Source organism: Pseudomonas sp. MIS38 (genome assembly GCF_019891575.1).
Lineage (GTDB): Bacteria > Pseudomonadota > Gammaproteobacteria > Pseudomonadales > Pseudomonadaceae > Aquipseudomonas > Aquipseudomonas putida_A.
The window spans coordinates 89,101-103,699 of the sequence record NZ_JAFLXF010000002.1 but is presented as its reverse complement, the minus strand read 5'-3'; the positions used below and the strand labels follow the sequence as shown (position 1 = coordinate 103,699).

The window sequence follows — 14,599 nt, the reverse complement described above, 5'->3', positions numbered from 1 at the left end:
CCGGAGTTTAAGCCCCGGCAGTTTAAAGATCTGTCTGAAACGCGCATCTCGCCTGCTTCACGTTGAAGTTGAGGCAGATTCAGCTTGGCGGCCCAGACGCGACAACAGCAGCCGATCCAGCAGCCAGACCAGCACCAGCGAAGCGCCCACCAGCGGAAAGATCACTGCCAGCACCAGCATGATCGCCACCCCGGTTTTCCATTTCGGGAGGTCATGGCGCAGCGGCGGCACGCCGAATTTGCCCTGCGGACGACGCTTCCACCAGATCACCACACCGCTGACGGCGCTGAGCAGAATCATCAGGCAGATCAGCAGCACGACGATCTGGTTGAAGGTGCCGAACATCTTGCCTTCGTGCAGCATCACACCGATTTCCGTGGCCCGCGCGACTGCGCCGTACTGCTCGAAACGCACATCGGCGAGGACCTTGCCGGTGTACTGATCGACATGCAGGGTCGCATCGTTACGCGGGTCGTCGGCGAACACGGCGATGGTGAACACGCCGGTCGCGGTGGTTGGCAGGGTGATGCTGTAGCCGGGTTCGACCTTGCGTTCAATGGCGATGTTCTGCACCTCTTGCAGGCTGATCGCGGGTGCGGCGGGGCCGTGTTGCATGCCGCCGTGGGCCATGTGTTCGGCGTGGTCGCCGGACATCGGCATCGGCGTGTTTTCCATCGCCCACGGCACGGTCTGGCGCGCGGCGTTATTGAGGCTGCCGGCCTCGACGTCGGAGGTCGGCACGTTGTTCCACATCGCGGCCGGGAACACGTTCCACACCTGCGCATATTGCTTGCCCCAGAAGCCGGTCCAGGTCATGCCGCTGAGCAGCATCACCAGCAGCAATGCCGCGCCCCAGAACCCGGTGACCGCGTGCAGATCACGCCACAACACCCGACCGCGACTGTTCAGGCGTGGCCACAGAATCCCGGCGGCCTGACCCCGCGGCCACCACAGAAACACCCCCGATACCACCAGCACCACACCCCAACCTGCGGCGAGTTCGATCAGGCGATCACCGAGCGTGCCGATCATCAATTCGCCGTGAATGGCGCGGGCGACGGCTTGCAGATTTTTCTTCGCATCCTGCTCGCCGAGGATGTCGCCGTGGTACGGATCGATGAATACGTTGAGTTCATGGCCGGCGTTTTTCACCACGAACTGCGCGCTGCGTTCGGCGTTGGCCGGCGGCAGGTACTGGGTGATCTGACCCTGTGGATAAGCGCTCTTGACCCGTTGCAGCAAGTCATCGGCCGGCACCGTGTGATGCCCGGCGGGGACGTTGAGCAGGCTGCTGTACATCAGCGAATCGAGCTGCGGTTTGAACAGGTAGATGATGCCGGTCAGGGCCAGCATCACCATGAAGGGCGCGACGAATAATCCGGCATAGAAATGCCAGCGCCAGGCCAGGTTGTAGAAGTTCGGTTTGGGCTTTTGCATCACGTTTGCTCCGCTTGGCTTGGATCTTTTCTTTGTTCTGTATGGGGAGTTTCACCACTGCACTCCTGTGGGAGCGGGCTTGCTCGCGAAAGCGTCGTGTCAGGCGCCACCCATGCTGGATGTACCGCCGTCTTCGCGAGCAAGCCCGCTCCCACAAGGGCAGGGCGTGCCGCTCGGTTAGAAACTCATATCAACCTTGGTCCAGAGCGTGCGCCCCGGCTCGTTGATCGCTTGCGGGTCGTTGGCCGGGTAGCCGAAACCGGCGTTCCCCGCCAGGTTCAGGTGCTCGGCGTAAGCCTTGCCGAACAGGTTGTCGACGCCGGTGCTGACCTTCCAGTTTTTGTTGATCCGGTAGGCGCCGTTGAGCGAGAACACGCCAAAGCCGCCGCTCTTGTCGTAGTCCTTGCCGACCACGTTGCCCTTGTTCTGGTCGATACGGTTTTGCGCCGCGACCACGCGCCACAGTGCCCCGGCGCTCCAGTTGTCTTCGCTGTAGGTCAGGCCGAAGCGCGCATCCAGCGGCGGCATTTGCGGCAGGGCTTTGCCGTCGCTGCTGTTCTTGCCCCAGGCGTAAGCCAGGGTCGCGTCGGCTTTCCAGTTATCGGTGAGTTTGTAGGCGGCACCGAGCTCGCCCCCCATGATCCGCGCGTCGATGTTTTCCGCGCGCGATGTGCTCATGCCCATCATCGTTGGCGTGTAGTCGAACAGGATGTAGTCGCGCACCACACCGATGTAGCCCGAGGCCCAGGCTTCGAGTTCGGCGGTCTTGTAGTTCACGCCGAAGTCGAACTGGGTGGTCTTTTCCGGTTTGATCGAGTCGAACGCATTCAGCGAACCGGCCGGGCCGGACTTCGGCGAAAACAGCTCCCAATAATCCGGGAAGCGCTGCGCGTGACCGAGACCGGCGTACAGCGTGGCCGGGCTGTCAGCGAGGTCATGCTCGTAACGCACGAAGCCGCTTGGCAGGGTGTCGGCGCGGGTCTCGTCGGCGGTCGGATTTGGCCGGCTCATCATTCCCGAACCAATGCGCTGCCGGTAATCCTTGGCCGAAGCACGGTCGACCCGGGCGCCGGCAATCAGCCGATCACGGTCGGCGGCGTACCAGGTCATTTCGCTGAACACGCCGTAGTTATGGAAATCGGCGTCCTTGGTGTAGGGCTGATCCTTGTAGGTGTCGATGCCCATGCCGCTGCGCTGGCGATGCTCGTTGGTCTGCGCATCGAGACCGGTGATCAGCTGGATGTCGGCCCAGCGCCAGGTTGCCTTGATCCGCGCGCCGAGGGTGCGCCGGTCGACGTTGGACGCCATGGGCCCGGCCATCATCCCGGTGCCGGATGGCGTGCGCAGGGTGTAGTTGTCCATCACGTGGTCGGCGTAGTTGTAGTAAACCTGTGCTTCAACTTTCTCCAGCACGTCGGTGATGTTGGATTTTTCGAAGCGCAGGCCGAGGCTTTCGCGCAGGAACTGCGAACCGTCCATGCCGCGCCCGGCGTAGCGCGCTTCGCCATCGCCCTTGCCGGCGGTGAGTTCGATCAGGGTGTCGGCGTCCGGGGTCCAGCCGACGGCGATGTCACCGTTCCACTTGTCGTAGCGCGACGGCACGCTGTCGTTGTTGCCGTCGCGATAGTCGTCGGAGTGCGCGGTATTGCCGATTACCCGTACGTAGCCCAATGGCCCGCCGGCAGCGGCGTCGACAACTTTGTCGAAGCGTCCGTTGGAGCCGGCCAGCACGCTGGCATTCACCCGTGTGCCGAGCTCGCCGAAGCTTTCCGGCTCACGATCGAACAGCACCGTACCGGCCGATGCACCCGGTCCCCAGAGCACGGTTTGCGGGCCCTTGATCACCGTGAGTTTGTCGTAGGTTTCCGGCGAGATGTACGAGGTCGGCGCGTCCATCCGCCCCGGGCAGGCGCCGAGCAGCATGCTGCCGTTGGTGAGAATGTTCAGGCGCGAACCGAACATCCCGCGCAGCACCGGATCACCGTTGGTGCCGCCATTGCGCACCAGGGCGAAGCCGGGAATGGTCTTCAGGTAATCGCCGCCGTCACTGGCCGGCACCGGCTGACGCGGATCCTTGGGGTTGGTGACGATGGTCAACGGCGAGCTGGGGGCGATCGCGGTAATCACCGTCGGACTGAGTTCTTCGTTGTGCCCGGCGTGGTCATCGGCCAGCACCAGCGGCGACAGCAGGACGCCGCAAAGGACGGCGGTGGCGTGCGAGAAACGAATGCGCGATGCGTTCAGCGCGAAAGACGCCTGGGCAGAACCCGAGCGTGGAACAGCAGAAAACCTGGACATGACAATTTCCATCAAACAGTCGTAAACGACACGGCCGGCAGCCTGAAGCTGTCTTCTCAACCGTGTGCAATCAAAGGTGCGGTGTTTACGCCGTGATGGGCGGGGCGCGGGTGCGGGCGCCGGGGAAGAAGGTCTGCCGGGCATGGCCCAGACGCGGGGAGGGCGGGGTGAAGGTGTTGACGTGGGCAATGCTGAACGTGGCGAACGTGCCGCCACCGGTCAGCGCCGGGCAATTGAACAGCAGGCTGCAATAACCGCACTTTTCCCATAGGGCGTGGTGCGAGGACTGTGGCGGGCAGTGTTCGGCAGCCGGTTGTGCGCCGTGCGCGGCGTGATCCATGCCCGGCATGTCCATCGCCATGTCCATGCTCATCGGCATGGAAGTCGAGGCGTGCTGATCCATCGGCATCGACTGAGAAATCAGCGGGCCGATGAAGATCATCAACATGGCGAACAGGGCGATCCAGCTACCGCGGGTCAGAGTCTGGCTCTGGCGATGCAGGTGGGATGCCCCGGCGCGTTGCAGGCGCACGGGCGTGGTCAGCCGGATCGGTTACTGGGCGTGATCGTGTGCCTGGGTATCTTGCGGAGGTTTCTTCTGCACCGCGACTTCGACGGTGACGTTACCGGCCTTCTCGAAATGCAGGGTCAGCGGGAAGCGTTTGCCGTCGCTGAGCAGGCTGCGGTCTTTCGGGTTGAGCAGCATTACGTGATAGGCCATCGGCGCGAACGTCACCTTGCCGCCGGCCGGAATCACCACGTCGGGCACCTGCTGCATTTTCATCAGGTCGCCCTGCATCACGTGCTCATGCAGTTGCGCTTCGGCGGTGATTGGCGAGTCGACGCTGAGCAGGCGGTCGTCGGTCTTGCCGGGATTGCTGATCACGAAATAAGCGGCGACGGTCGGCGCGTTGGGCGGCAGCTCCTGCGACCACGGATGAGCGATTTCCAGCTCGCCGGCCTTGTATTCGTGGGCATGGGCGAAGCACGCCGGCAGCAACAGCGCAGCGATGACGAAGAGTTTGTTCAACATGGCAGTTCTCCAGAACGATGTGAAACGCAGGTCAATTGCGAGACAGATCAGACCAGAGGCGAGGCGCGGGGATTGAGGCTCGGCCATTGCTGGCGCGGTGTCGGTGTTTGCAACGAGGGCGGCGCCACGCTGCGATTGCTTTCGTAGCGTGCGAAATACAGCTGCGGCGTATGGCCCGGCAACGCCACCAGCGGCGCTGAACCCGAGCAGCACCAGCAATGCTGCATGTTGGAATGGCTGTCGTTGGACGGGGCTTTCTGCTCCGGGGGGCCGATGTTGATCGCCACCATCTTCGTCCCGCTGCCGGTGCAGAAACTGCTCCACAGCAACTGTTCGGCCGGTGAACTGGCCGCCTGCGCCATCGCCCCGGTCATCGGCATGGCGAGCATGTTGAACAGCACTGCAAAGCAGGCGATCCAGGCAAATGCGAGCCGGTGTCGGTTCATGGGACAGATCCGTTGGGTGGGCGATCAGGCGCGGGCTATTTAGCCTGATCAGGGCCGATAAGTAAAAAGGCGTCGTGCGGTTTGGTGTCGCAGATCAATCACACCGCGACGGCGTGCAATCTCAAACCCAAAGCCTTCATGACCTTCATGATAGTTGCGAATTCGGGGTTACCAGTGCTGCTCAGCGCTTTATAGAGACTTTCACGACCCAGGCCGGCATCACGTGCCACCTGTGTCATGCCCTGGGCTCGGGCTATGTCATTCAGTGCTGCACGGATGAGTACGCCATCGCCTTCATCATCATCAAAGCAAGCGTCCAGATAAGCCGCCATGTCCTCGGGGGTTTTAAGGTACTCGGCGGCGTCGAAACGGGTGAATTTTTCGGTCATCGCAATGTTCACCTATGGGCTCAAAAGCGGTGAGCATAAAACCGGGCATTTAGTGCAGACAGTCAGTGTTTCTTTAAAGGGTTGTACGTAGCGTCCGGTTTAGCTGTAGGGCGTTGGAGAGAGGATTACAGTACCGGCGCCTTCGCGAGCAAGCCCGCTCCCACAGGAGCCCTGGCATACACAAACTATGCGGTCGCCGCCGACCACTGTGGGAGCGGGCTTGCCCGCGAAGGCGCACTCGAGGTCTGCGCCTGGTTAAAGTCGGGTGAAGGCGGCAAGGGCCGCGAGGACTTCAGACGTAGACCCAAACTCCCGATCAACCCCCGGCAAGACTGGCCGCTTCAACACATGCACCGGTACCCCCAACTCCCGCGCCACTTCCAGTTTCGGCTCGGTCGCGGTGCTGCCGCTGTTCTTGCTGATCAGCACATCGATCTGCCGGCGTTCGAACAGTGCGCGTTCATCCTCCAGCAGAAACGGCCCACGGGCGCCGATGACTTCGCAGCGTTCGTTACCGGGATAAGCGTCGAGGGCGCGCAGGGTCCAATACTGGTTGGCAGGGATTTCGTCGAGGTGTTGCAGCGGTTCGCGGCCGAGGGTGAACAGCGGGCGGCGGAACGGTTTGAGGGCTTCGATCAGTTCGGCCCAGTCGCTGACTTCTCGCCAGTCGTCGCCCGGTTGCGGCTGCCACGCGGGGCGGCGCAAGGCCCAGCAGGGGATGCCGGCGAGTTGTGCGGCGATGGCGGCGTTGTGGCTGATTTGCGCGGCGTAAGGGTGGGTCGCATCGAACAGCAGGTCGATGCCTTCAGCGCGAATGAATTGTGCCAGACCTTCGGCCCCGCCGTAGCCGCCGACGCGCACCTGGCAGGTCAGGTCGGTCGGCACCCGGCCCACGCCGGCCAGACTGTAAATGTGTTCTGGCCCCAGCGTACGGGCGATGGCCAACGCCTCGGTGACGCCGCCGAGCAACAGAATGCGTTTCATGCAAAACCTCCGGCGTGGCCGACAATGCCGCCCTGGCGATCAATCGCAAACACCTCGACCTGCACCTGCGCCGGCACCACGCTGCGTGCGAAATTAAGCGCGTGGCGGCAGACCTCATCGCCGAGGGCAATGCCTGCCGCGCTGGCCATCGTCAGGGCCTGTTGACTGGTGTTGGCTTCACGAATGCTCTGCTGTAATGCCTGATCGGCACCAATCGCCGCCGCCCATTCAGCCAGTTGCGGCAGGTCGATGCTCGAATGCCTCGAGTGCAGATCCATGTGCCCGGCCGCCAGTTTGCTGATCTTGCCAAAGCCGCCGCACAGGCTGAGTTTATCCACCGGCACTTTGCGCAGATGCTTGAGCACCGCGCCGACAAAGTCGCCCATTTCGATCAGGGCGATTTCCGGCAGGTCGTAGACCCGGCGCATGGTGTCTTCGCTGGCGTTGCCGGTGCACGCGGCGATGTGCAGATAGCCATTGGTTTTGGCGACGTCGATGCCCTGATGGATCGAGGCGATGTACGCCGCGCAGGAAAACGGCCGGACGATGCCGCTGGTGCCGAGGATCGACAAACCACCGAGAATGCCCAGCCGCGGGTTCATGGTTTTCAGCGCCAGCGCCTCGCCGCCCTCGACGTTGACCGTGACCTCGAAACCGCCGGCATAAGCGCTTTCGGTGGCGAGCAGCGTCAGGTGGTCGCTGATCATCTTGCGCGGCACCGGGTTGATCGCCGGTTCACCGACGCCGAGCACCAGCCCCGGCCGGGTCACGGTGCCGACACCTGCGCCCGCGACAAAGCGAATCCCCGGCTCGGCCAGCAGCCGCACGTGCGAATAGAGCAGCGCACCGTGAGTTACGTCCGGGTCGTCGCCGGCGTCCTTGATCGTCCCGGCCTCGGCGCCGCCTTCGGTCAGGCGGCAGAACTCCAGGCGCATCTGCACTTGTTTGCCTTTGGGCAGAACGATCTGCACCGCATCCGCCGACGTACCGCCGAGCAGCAGGCGGGCGGCGGCGAGGCTGGTGGCGGTGGCGCAGCTGCCGGTGGTCAGGCCGCTGCGCAGGGGCGCGGGTTGTTCGGCGGTTTCGTCACGCATCGAGGGGTTTGACCAGATCCAGCAAGGTAATCGGCAACGCCTGACGCCAAGTGTCGAATTCGCCCAGTGGTTGCGCCTGGGCCACGTGGATGCGGGTCAGCTCGCCGCCGTGGCGTTCGCGCCAGTGCATCAGAGTGACTTCACTTTGCAGGGTCACGGCGTTGGCAACCACTCGACCACCGGGTTTGAGTTGTTCCCAGCAGGTTTCAAACACGCCTTCACGGGTCACGCCGCCGCCGATGAAGATCGCGTCGGGTCGCTCCAGCCCGGCAAGGGCCTGCGGTGCGCGGCCACGCACCAGGTGCAGACCGGGTACGCCCAACGCGTCGCGGTTGTGTTCGATCAAGGCCTGTCGGCCTTCGTCCGCCTCGATGGCAATCGCGCGGCAGCTCGGGTGCGCGCGCATCCATTCGATGCCGATCGAGCCGCAACCGCCGCCGACATCCCACAGCAGTTCGCCGGGGATCGGCGCGAGGCGGGCGAGGGTGATGGCGCGGACATCGCGTTTGGTCAGTTGGCCGTCGTGCTGGAATGCCGAATCGGGCAGTCCGGCAAGACGTGACAGGCGCGGTGCCTGCGCATCGGCCAGGCATTCGATGGCGATCACATTCAGATCGGCAATCGCCGGGTCATTCCAGTCATTGGCAGTACTTTCGAGGCGCCGTTCGGCATCGCCGCCCAAGTGCTCAAGTACAGTCAGGCGGCTGCCGCCAAAACCGCGCTCGCGCAGCAGCGCCGCGACTGCCGCCGGACTGTGCCGGTCATTGCTCAACAGCAACAGGCGCACCCCGCTGAACAGCTGCGCATTGAGTGCCGCCAGTGGTCGCGCCACCAGCGAGAGGGTGACCACCTCCTGTAACGGCCAGCCGAGCCGGGCGGCGGCCAGCGAACAGGAAGAGGGCGCGGGCAGGATCAGCATCTCGACACTCGGCACGTGCCGCGCGAGGCTGGCGCCGACGCCGTAGAACATCGGATCACCACTGGCCAACACGCACACCGCTTCGCCGCGCTGCTCCAATACCGGCGCGAGGGAAAACGGACTCGGCCACAATTCGCGTTCGCCACGAATGCACACCGGCAGCAAGTCCAGTTGCCGCTGGCCGCCGATGATCCGCGAGGCGCCCATCAGGGCGCGCCGGGCATTTTTGCCCAGGCCCTTGAAGCCGTCTTCACCGATTCCCACAACCGTCAGCCAGGGTGTCATGCCGTTCCTTAATCCTGAGTAGATCTTCACGGGCGGCATGATAACGCGACTGCCGGCACCTGACGCGGGTCTGTCGTCGCGGCGTGTCGAGAGCAACGCGGAAACTTAATGTCGAGTAATAGTGATTTTTTCAACTTCCGTTTTTGTTAGTTTGATTCAAGTCAGTTCTTTTTAATAAGTCTGGCGCAATGAAACTATAAAATTAATACGTGCCAAGTTGGCAGGGAGCGATATGGATATCAATTCAGCTAAAGGTTTAAGTCAGAGTAATGCAGTTGCCGTTAATAATATGTTGTTCACCGGACTGGAGGGACGGGCAGAGGCCGATAACAGATTTGTGAGGAACTGCATTTATCTTGCCCAGATCGCGGCGGACAGCCGTTGTGACAGCAGCCTGCAGCCTGCAGAGTGGTTCGATTACTTTGCCGGGGGCCTTTGGTCATGTGGCTGGAACCTGGAACAGAAGCCGGTGGTGCTAGTCCAGGAGGCGTTTTCCGGAAGTGTGCAGGAGGCGTGGCGGCGGTTGACAGCCCCTTTGCTCGCGCGCGGTCAATTAGAGCAGGTTGAGGCTGGGCTGGCAGCGCTGGAAAGAGATACAGCACTGCTGCAAAAGTTTACTGCTCTGAGTGGCAAAACCTTCACTTCGCATATTGTGCCGGTCAGTAAGAATGCCAGCGGCGAGTTGGTGGTGGTGCTCAGCCATATCCGCTTTTTCAAGTTGGTATTGAGTACCAACTACCTGTTCTGGCAGGTCCATCAACCGATGTCGCAACTGGACATCCGCGCCAGAAGAATGGTGATCAATCGCCGGGACATCGACAAAAACCGGGACGTTGTAGATCAGGCGATTCGCGAGAGCGTGGCCGACCTTGAGGAGGTCGAACTCTGAAAAGCCGCAGTTTCCGACCGGCAGGCATTTTCATGCGCTCGGGCAAAGCAGGCATAATGGCGACCTTTCGCCCACCACAGCGCTGCCCGTCAGCCGGTCATCCCTTGAACGAACGCTCTATGTCCACCGCTCTGCGCCCCTCGGCTTGTCCGGGGTTGCTGCGTATTGTCCAGGCGCTGGACGGCGGCATCTGCCGGATCAAGCTCAATGGCGGCTCGATCACTGCCAATCAGGCCGACGCGGTGGCTGATGCCGCCGAGCGTTTCGCCAGTGGCGCGATCGAGGCGACCAACCGCGCCAATCTGCAGATTCGCGGCATCGGCGAGCAGTCCGCGGCATTGGTCGACAGTTTGCTGGCCGCCGGGTTGGGGCCGCAAACCGCAGCGGGCGACGATGTGCGCAACCTGATGCTCAGCCCGACTGCCGGGATCGATCGGCAGTTGCTGTTCGATACCCGGCCTTTGGCCGAACAGACTCTGGCGACATTGCAGACGCATCCGCGCTTTCACCAGTTGAGTGCCAAGTTCGCCGTGCAACTGGACGGCGGTGAGGCGTTGGCGATGCTCAAGCATCCGCATGATCTGTGGCTGTCGGCGTTCGAACGTGACGGTGAAGTTTTGTTGGCGTTCGGTCTGGCCGGCTGCCCGGCTGATCGTGCGGCCGGTGCCGTGACCGTGGAAGACGGCCATGCGCTGGTGGTCGCGGTGCTGGAATTGTTCCTTGAGCTGGCTCGGCCGGAGCAGACGCGCATGCGCCACTTGCTCGATGAATGGCCGATGCTGGCGTTTGTCGAACAGTTGCGCGAACGCGTGGCGATCAGAGCCGCCATTGCCCGACAGCGCACGCCGATGGCGGATGCGCTGCATATCGGTGTTCACGCGCAAAACGCTGACGACCGGGTATATGTCGGTGCGGTGCCGGCGCTCGGCCGTCTCGATCCGGCCATGCTGCGGGGCGTGGCCCGGCTGGCTCGCGAGTTCGGTGATGACAGCCTGCGTTTCACCCCTTGGCAAAGTCTGCTGCTGCCGAATGTGAAGCCCGCCGACGCGGGGCGAGTCCTGCAACACCTGAGTCAATTGCACTGGTTGACCGACACCCGCGAGCCGCTGTCCCGGCTGATTGCCTGCACCGGCTCCAGTGGCTGCGGCAAAGGCCTGGCCGATACCAAACACGACGCGCGGCTGCTGGCGACGTTGTTGCCACAGGCGCAGCACGTGCACCTGTCCGGTTGCCCGCGCTCTTGTGCGGCGGCCCATTGCGCCCCGGCGACATTGCTGGCGGTCAGCCCCGGTCATTACGACCTTTATTTTCGCGATGCAGCGCTGCCGGGTTTCGGCACGCTGCACGCACGCAACCTTACTATTGAAGCGGCCGCGATCCTGCTCGACGCCCGCTCACGGAGCCCCCTTGATGCTTGATTACATCCGCGACGGTCAGGAGATCTATCGCAACTCCTTCGCGATCATTCGCAGCGAGGCCAATCTGGCGCGCATCCCGGCCGATCTGGAAAAACTCGCGGTGCGGGTGATCCACGCCTGCGGCATGGTCGAGGCGGTCGATGGTCTGCAGTTTTCCGAAGGTGCCGGCAAGGCCGGGCGCGATGCGCTGGCGGCCGGTGCGCCGATCCTGTGCGACGCGCGGATGGTCTCCGAAGGCGTGACCCGCGCTCGTCTGCCAGCCAACAACGAGGTGATCTGCACTTTGCGTGACGACAGCGTGCCGCAGCTGGCCCGTGAGCTGGGCAACACCCGCTCGGCGGCCGCGCTGGAACTGTGGCGTCCGCATCTGGAAGGCAGCGTGGTGGTGATCGGCAACGCGCCGACCGCGCTGTTCTATCTGCTGGAAATGCTCGACGCCGGGGCACCGAAACCGGCGCTGATCCTCGGCTTCCCGGTGGGTTTCGTCGGCGCTGCCGAATCGAAAGCGGCGCTGGCGGCTGACAGTCGCGGCGTACCGTTCGTGATCATGCAAGGCCGGCTCGGCGGCAGCGCCATGGCCGCCGCAGCAGTCAATGCCCTCGCCACGGAGATCGAATGATGCAGGCCAAAGGACGTTTGATCGGCCTCGGTGTGGGCCCCGGTGATCCGGAACTGATCACCGTCAAAGCCCTGCGTCTGCTGCGCGAGTCGCCAGTGGTGGCGTACTTCGTCGCCAAGGGCAAGAAAGGCAATGCGTTCGGCATTATCGAAGCGCACCTGCAGGACGCGCAGAATCTGTTGCCGCTGGTGTACCCGGTGACCACCGAAGTGCTGCCGGCGCCGCTGTCCTACGAGCAAGTGATCAGCGATTTCTATGATGATGCCGCCGAGACTGTGGCCGCACATCTGGACGCCGGCCGCGATGTGGCGGTGATTTGTGAAGGCGATCCGTTCTTTTACGGCTCCTACATGTATCTGCATGACCGGTTGTCCACGCGCTATGAAGCCGAAGTGGTGCCGGGCGTGTGCTCGATGCTCGGCGGCGCCTCGGTGCTCGGTGCGCCGCTGGTGTATCGCAACCAGAGCCTGTCGGTGCTCTCCGGCGTATTGCCGCATGAGGATCTGAAGCGACGTCTGGCCGACGCCGATGCGGCGGTGATCATGAAGCTGGGGCGCAACTTTCCCAAAGTTCGTACGGTACTCGAAGAACTCGGTCTGGCCGAGCGGGCGCTGTACGTCGAACGCGCGACCATGGCCAATCAGAAGATCGTGCCGCTGGATCAGGTCGAGCCGATGTCCTCGCCGTACTTCTCGCTGATCATCGTCCCGGGCGAACGGTGGCAAGGTTGATGACGCCATCCACACCGGCCATTGTCATCCTCGGACAGGGCGCGCTCGCCACCGCACGGCGGATCCAGCAGTTGTATCCGACGGCGCAGATCCATGGCCTCGCCGGACGCGTCGAAGGCGCCGACTGCAGCTATCAGGAATTCGGCGCGACCCTGCGTGAGTTGTATCAGCAAGACACGCCGATCATTGCCCTGTGCGCGGCTGGTATTGTCATTCGCACCCTGGCGCCGTTGTTGCTGGAAAAAGGTGCTGAACCGGCGGTGCTCGCCGTTGCTGAAGACGGCAGCGCCGTGGTGCCGCTGCTCGGTGGCCTCGGCGGAGTGAATGTCATGGCCCGGGAAATCGCTGCCGCATTGCAGGTCGCCGCGGCGATCACCACCAGTGGCGAATTGCGTTTTGGCACCTGCCTGCTCAATCCACCCAGCGGTTATGCGCTGGCTGATCTGGAACTGGGCAAGCGTTTCGTTTCCGATCTGCTGGCGGGGCACAGCGTGCGCATTGAAGGGGCGGCGCCGTGGCTGGATCAGGCGCAGTTGCCGCAAGACCCGCAGGCGCAGCGCTCGATTCATGTCGGCAGTGCCGAGCGTGTCGCGAGCGCCAACGAGTTGCTGATCTATCCCCGCAGTGTGGCGGTGGCGGTGAGTGCGCAGTTGGACGATCTGCCGCATGCCGTGCGCGCCGCGTTGCAGCAGGCCGGGGTTGCGCAGCAGTCGCTGGCCTGTCTGCTGGCGGCTGACACTGAAATGGCGTCGGCCAGACTGCGTGAAGCCGCCCTCGAACTGGGGGTGCCGCTTCGCTTTGTCGCGGCGCAGAAAGACCTCGGCGAGTTGGCTCGTCAGGCACTGCCGCAGGCCGCGATCAGCAATACCAACGGTCTGGCGATTGCGCGCGCCGAACAGCCGCTGGACGTCGCGCAGATCGGTCGTCAACGTGGGCGCCTGGCGGTGATCGGCCTTGGCCCCGGCGCTGCCGAGTTGATGGTGCCTGCGGTCAAGGCGGAACTGGCGCGGGCCACCGATGTGCTCGGCTACGAAACCTATGTGCGCATGGCCGGCCCGTTTCGCGATGATCAGGTGCAGCACTGCACCGACAATCGCGAAGAAATGCAGCGCGCCCGCCACGCCTTCCGGCTGGCGGCCGAGGGGCGTTCGGTCATCGTGGTCTCATCCGGCGACCCCGGCGTGTTCGCCATGGCCGCGGCGGTGCTCGAAGCGTTGCACGAGTCGACCGACCCGAAATGGCACAGCGTCGAGCTGGAAATCCTGCCGGGGGTGTCCGCCTCGCTTGCCACGGCTGCGCAAGCGGGGGCGCCGCTGGGGCATGATTTCTGCGTGATGTCGCTGTCGGACAACCTCAAGCCGTGGTCGATCATTGAAAAACGTCTGGATCTGGCGGCCGAGGCCGATCTGGCGCTGGCCTTCTACAACCCGATTTCCCGGGCACGCCCGTGGCAATTGGGGCGTGCGCTGGAAATCGTCGCGCAGCATCGCAGCGCGGCAACACCGGTGGTGCTGGGGCGCGACATCGGTCGCCCGGGGCAAACCCTGCGCGTGACGACACTGGGGCAACTGACCCCGGATCAGGTGGACATGCGCACCATGGTGCTGGTTGGCTCTTCAACGACTTGCACCTTCCCCAAGGCTGAAGGTGGCGAGTGGGTCTACACGCCGCGCTGGTACGGCGAAAAGCCCCAGTCCTGAGCCGTTGGCGAGGGAGCTTGCTGCCTCGCCAACCGCGATCTCCCGCACAGATTGTTTCCGGATCTGACCGCGTCATATTGTTCAACGCGACCTGTACGATCTGCTCCGCTTCTGTGTGAGAGCTTTCTCTTTGCTTACATTCTGTTCGACTTATCTTGAATACTGATAGACAGACCTGAAATTGCAGCCTTGGTAGTTTCGCGTTCTGCTCGGGTGCGTTTGATTTATATATTAATTGTAGAAATAACTTGTTGCCGTTACATGCGTTATCAGTTGTTTTTTAGTTGTTGATTTTGACATGTATTGAAAGTTTTGAAGTTTGAGCTCCGATTCGCCAGAAGTTAGTTTGGCCGCTAT

14 protein-coding genes are annotated in these 14,599 nt (G+C 62.9%); 5 read left to right on the top strand and 9 right to left on the bottom strand.

The window, feature by feature from the left end; translation table 11 throughout:
• Positions 1-57 precede the first annotated feature (57 nt).
• The 9 genes from J1G18_RS04040 to cbiE all read right to left on the bottom strand — a co-directional run bounded on the left by J1G18_RS04040 (position 58) and on the right by cbiE (position 8,885).
• Positions 58-1,437 (bottom strand): PepSY-associated TM helix domain-containing protein, encoded by a 1,380-nt coding sequence (locus tag J1G18_RS04040; protein WP_223007133.1) that lies wholly within the window; start codon positions 1,435-1,437, stop codon positions 58-60.
• Between the two features lie 177 nt (positions 1,438-1,614).
• Positions 1,615-3,735: a TonB-dependent copper receptor gene (locus tag J1G18_RS04035; RefSeq protein WP_223007132.1), complete on the bottom strand. Its 2,121-nt coding sequence runs from the start codon at positions 3,733-3,735 to the stop codon at positions 1,615-1,617.
• Positions 3,736-3,820: 85 nt separating this feature from the next.
• Positions 3,821-4,267 carry a DUF2946 domain-containing protein gene (locus J1G18_RS04030; RefSeq protein ID WP_134785329.1) on the bottom strand — a complete coding sequence of 149 codons (447 nt, stop codon included), beginning with the start codon at positions 4,265-4,267 and terminating at the stop codon, positions 3,821-3,823.
• A 21-nt stretch (positions 4,268-4,288) separates the two neighbouring features.
• Entirely contained in the window at positions 4,289-4,768 is a 480-nt protein-coding gene (locus J1G18_RS04025) for a copper chaperone PCu(A)C (protein ID WP_098967008.1), read from the bottom strand.
• Positions 4,769-4,815: 47 nt separating this feature from the next.
• Positions 4,816-5,214 carry a DUF2946 domain-containing protein gene (locus J1G18_RS04020; protein WP_223007131.1) on the bottom strand — a complete coding sequence of 133 codons (399 nt, stop codon included), beginning with the start codon at positions 5,212-5,214 and terminating at the stop codon, positions 4,816-4,818.
• A 98-nt stretch (positions 5,215-5,312) separates the two neighbouring features.
• Entirely contained in the window at positions 5,313-5,603 is a 291-nt protein-coding gene (locus J1G18_RS04015; RefSeq protein ID WP_003221244.1) for an addiction module antidote protein, read from the bottom strand.
• Positions 5,604-5,858: 255 nt separating this feature from the next.
• Positions 5,859-6,587 (bottom strand): cobalt-precorrin-6A reductase, encoded by a 729-nt coding sequence (locus tag J1G18_RS04010; protein WP_139053470.1) that lies wholly within the window; start codon positions 6,585-6,587, stop codon positions 5,859-5,861.
• Complete coding sequence (locus tag J1G18_RS04005) at positions 6,584-7,681, bottom strand: cobalt-precorrin-5B (C(1))-methyltransferase (protein WP_139053469.1); 1,098 nt, start codon at positions 7,679-7,681, stop codon at positions 6,584-6,586. Before J1G18_RS04005 ends, J1G18_RS04010 begins: the two co-directional genes overlap by 4 nt.
• A complete protein-coding gene (gene cbiE, locus J1G18_RS04000; RefSeq protein WP_223007130.1) occupies positions 7,674-8,885 on the bottom strand; it encodes a precorrin-6y C5,15-methyltransferase (decarboxylating) subunit CbiE in 1,212 nt (403 codons plus the stop codon). Before cbiE ends, J1G18_RS04005 begins: the two co-directional genes overlap by 8 nt.
• Before the next feature lie 232 nt (positions 8,886-9,117).
• Here cbiE and J1G18_RS03995 point away from each other — a divergent pair, with 232 nt between their 5' ends.
• The 5 genes from J1G18_RS03995 (at position 9,118) to cobJ (ending at position 14,242) form a co-directional block, all read left to right on the top strand.
• Positions 9,118-9,774, top strand: coding sequence for a hypothetical protein (locus tag J1G18_RS03995; RefSeq protein ID WP_223007129.1), 657 nt, complete (start codon positions 9,118-9,120; stop codon positions 9,772-9,774).
• Between the two features lie 119 nt (positions 9,775-9,893).
• A complete protein-coding gene (cobG, locus tag J1G18_RS03990; protein WP_316851770.1) occupies positions 9,894-11,192 on the top strand; it encodes a precorrin-3B synthase in 1,299 nt (432 codons plus the stop codon).
• Positions 11,185-11,811, top strand: a complete 627-nt coding sequence (locus J1G18_RS03985) for a precorrin-8X methylmutase (protein WP_096794809.1) — start codon at positions 11,185-11,187, stop codon at positions 11,809-11,811. The genes cobG and J1G18_RS03985 overlap by 8 nt, the downstream gene beginning before the upstream one ends.
• Positions 11,808-12,542 (top strand): precorrin-2 C(20)-methyltransferase, encoded by a 735-nt coding sequence (locus J1G18_RS03980; RefSeq protein ID WP_410477703.1) that lies wholly within the window; start codon positions 11,808-11,810, stop codon positions 12,540-12,542. The genes J1G18_RS03985 and J1G18_RS03980 overlap by 4 nt, the downstream gene beginning before the upstream one ends.
• The gene (gene cobJ, locus J1G18_RS03975) at positions 12,542-14,242 is read left to right on the top strand and encodes a precorrin-3B C(17)-methyltransferase (RefSeq protein ID WP_096794810.1); all 1,701 of its coding nucleotides are present in this window, start codon (positions 12,542-12,544) and stop codon (positions 14,240-14,242) included. The genes J1G18_RS03980 and cobJ overlap by 1 nt, the downstream gene beginning before the upstream one ends.
• Positions 14,243-14,599: the final 357 nt, after the last annotated feature.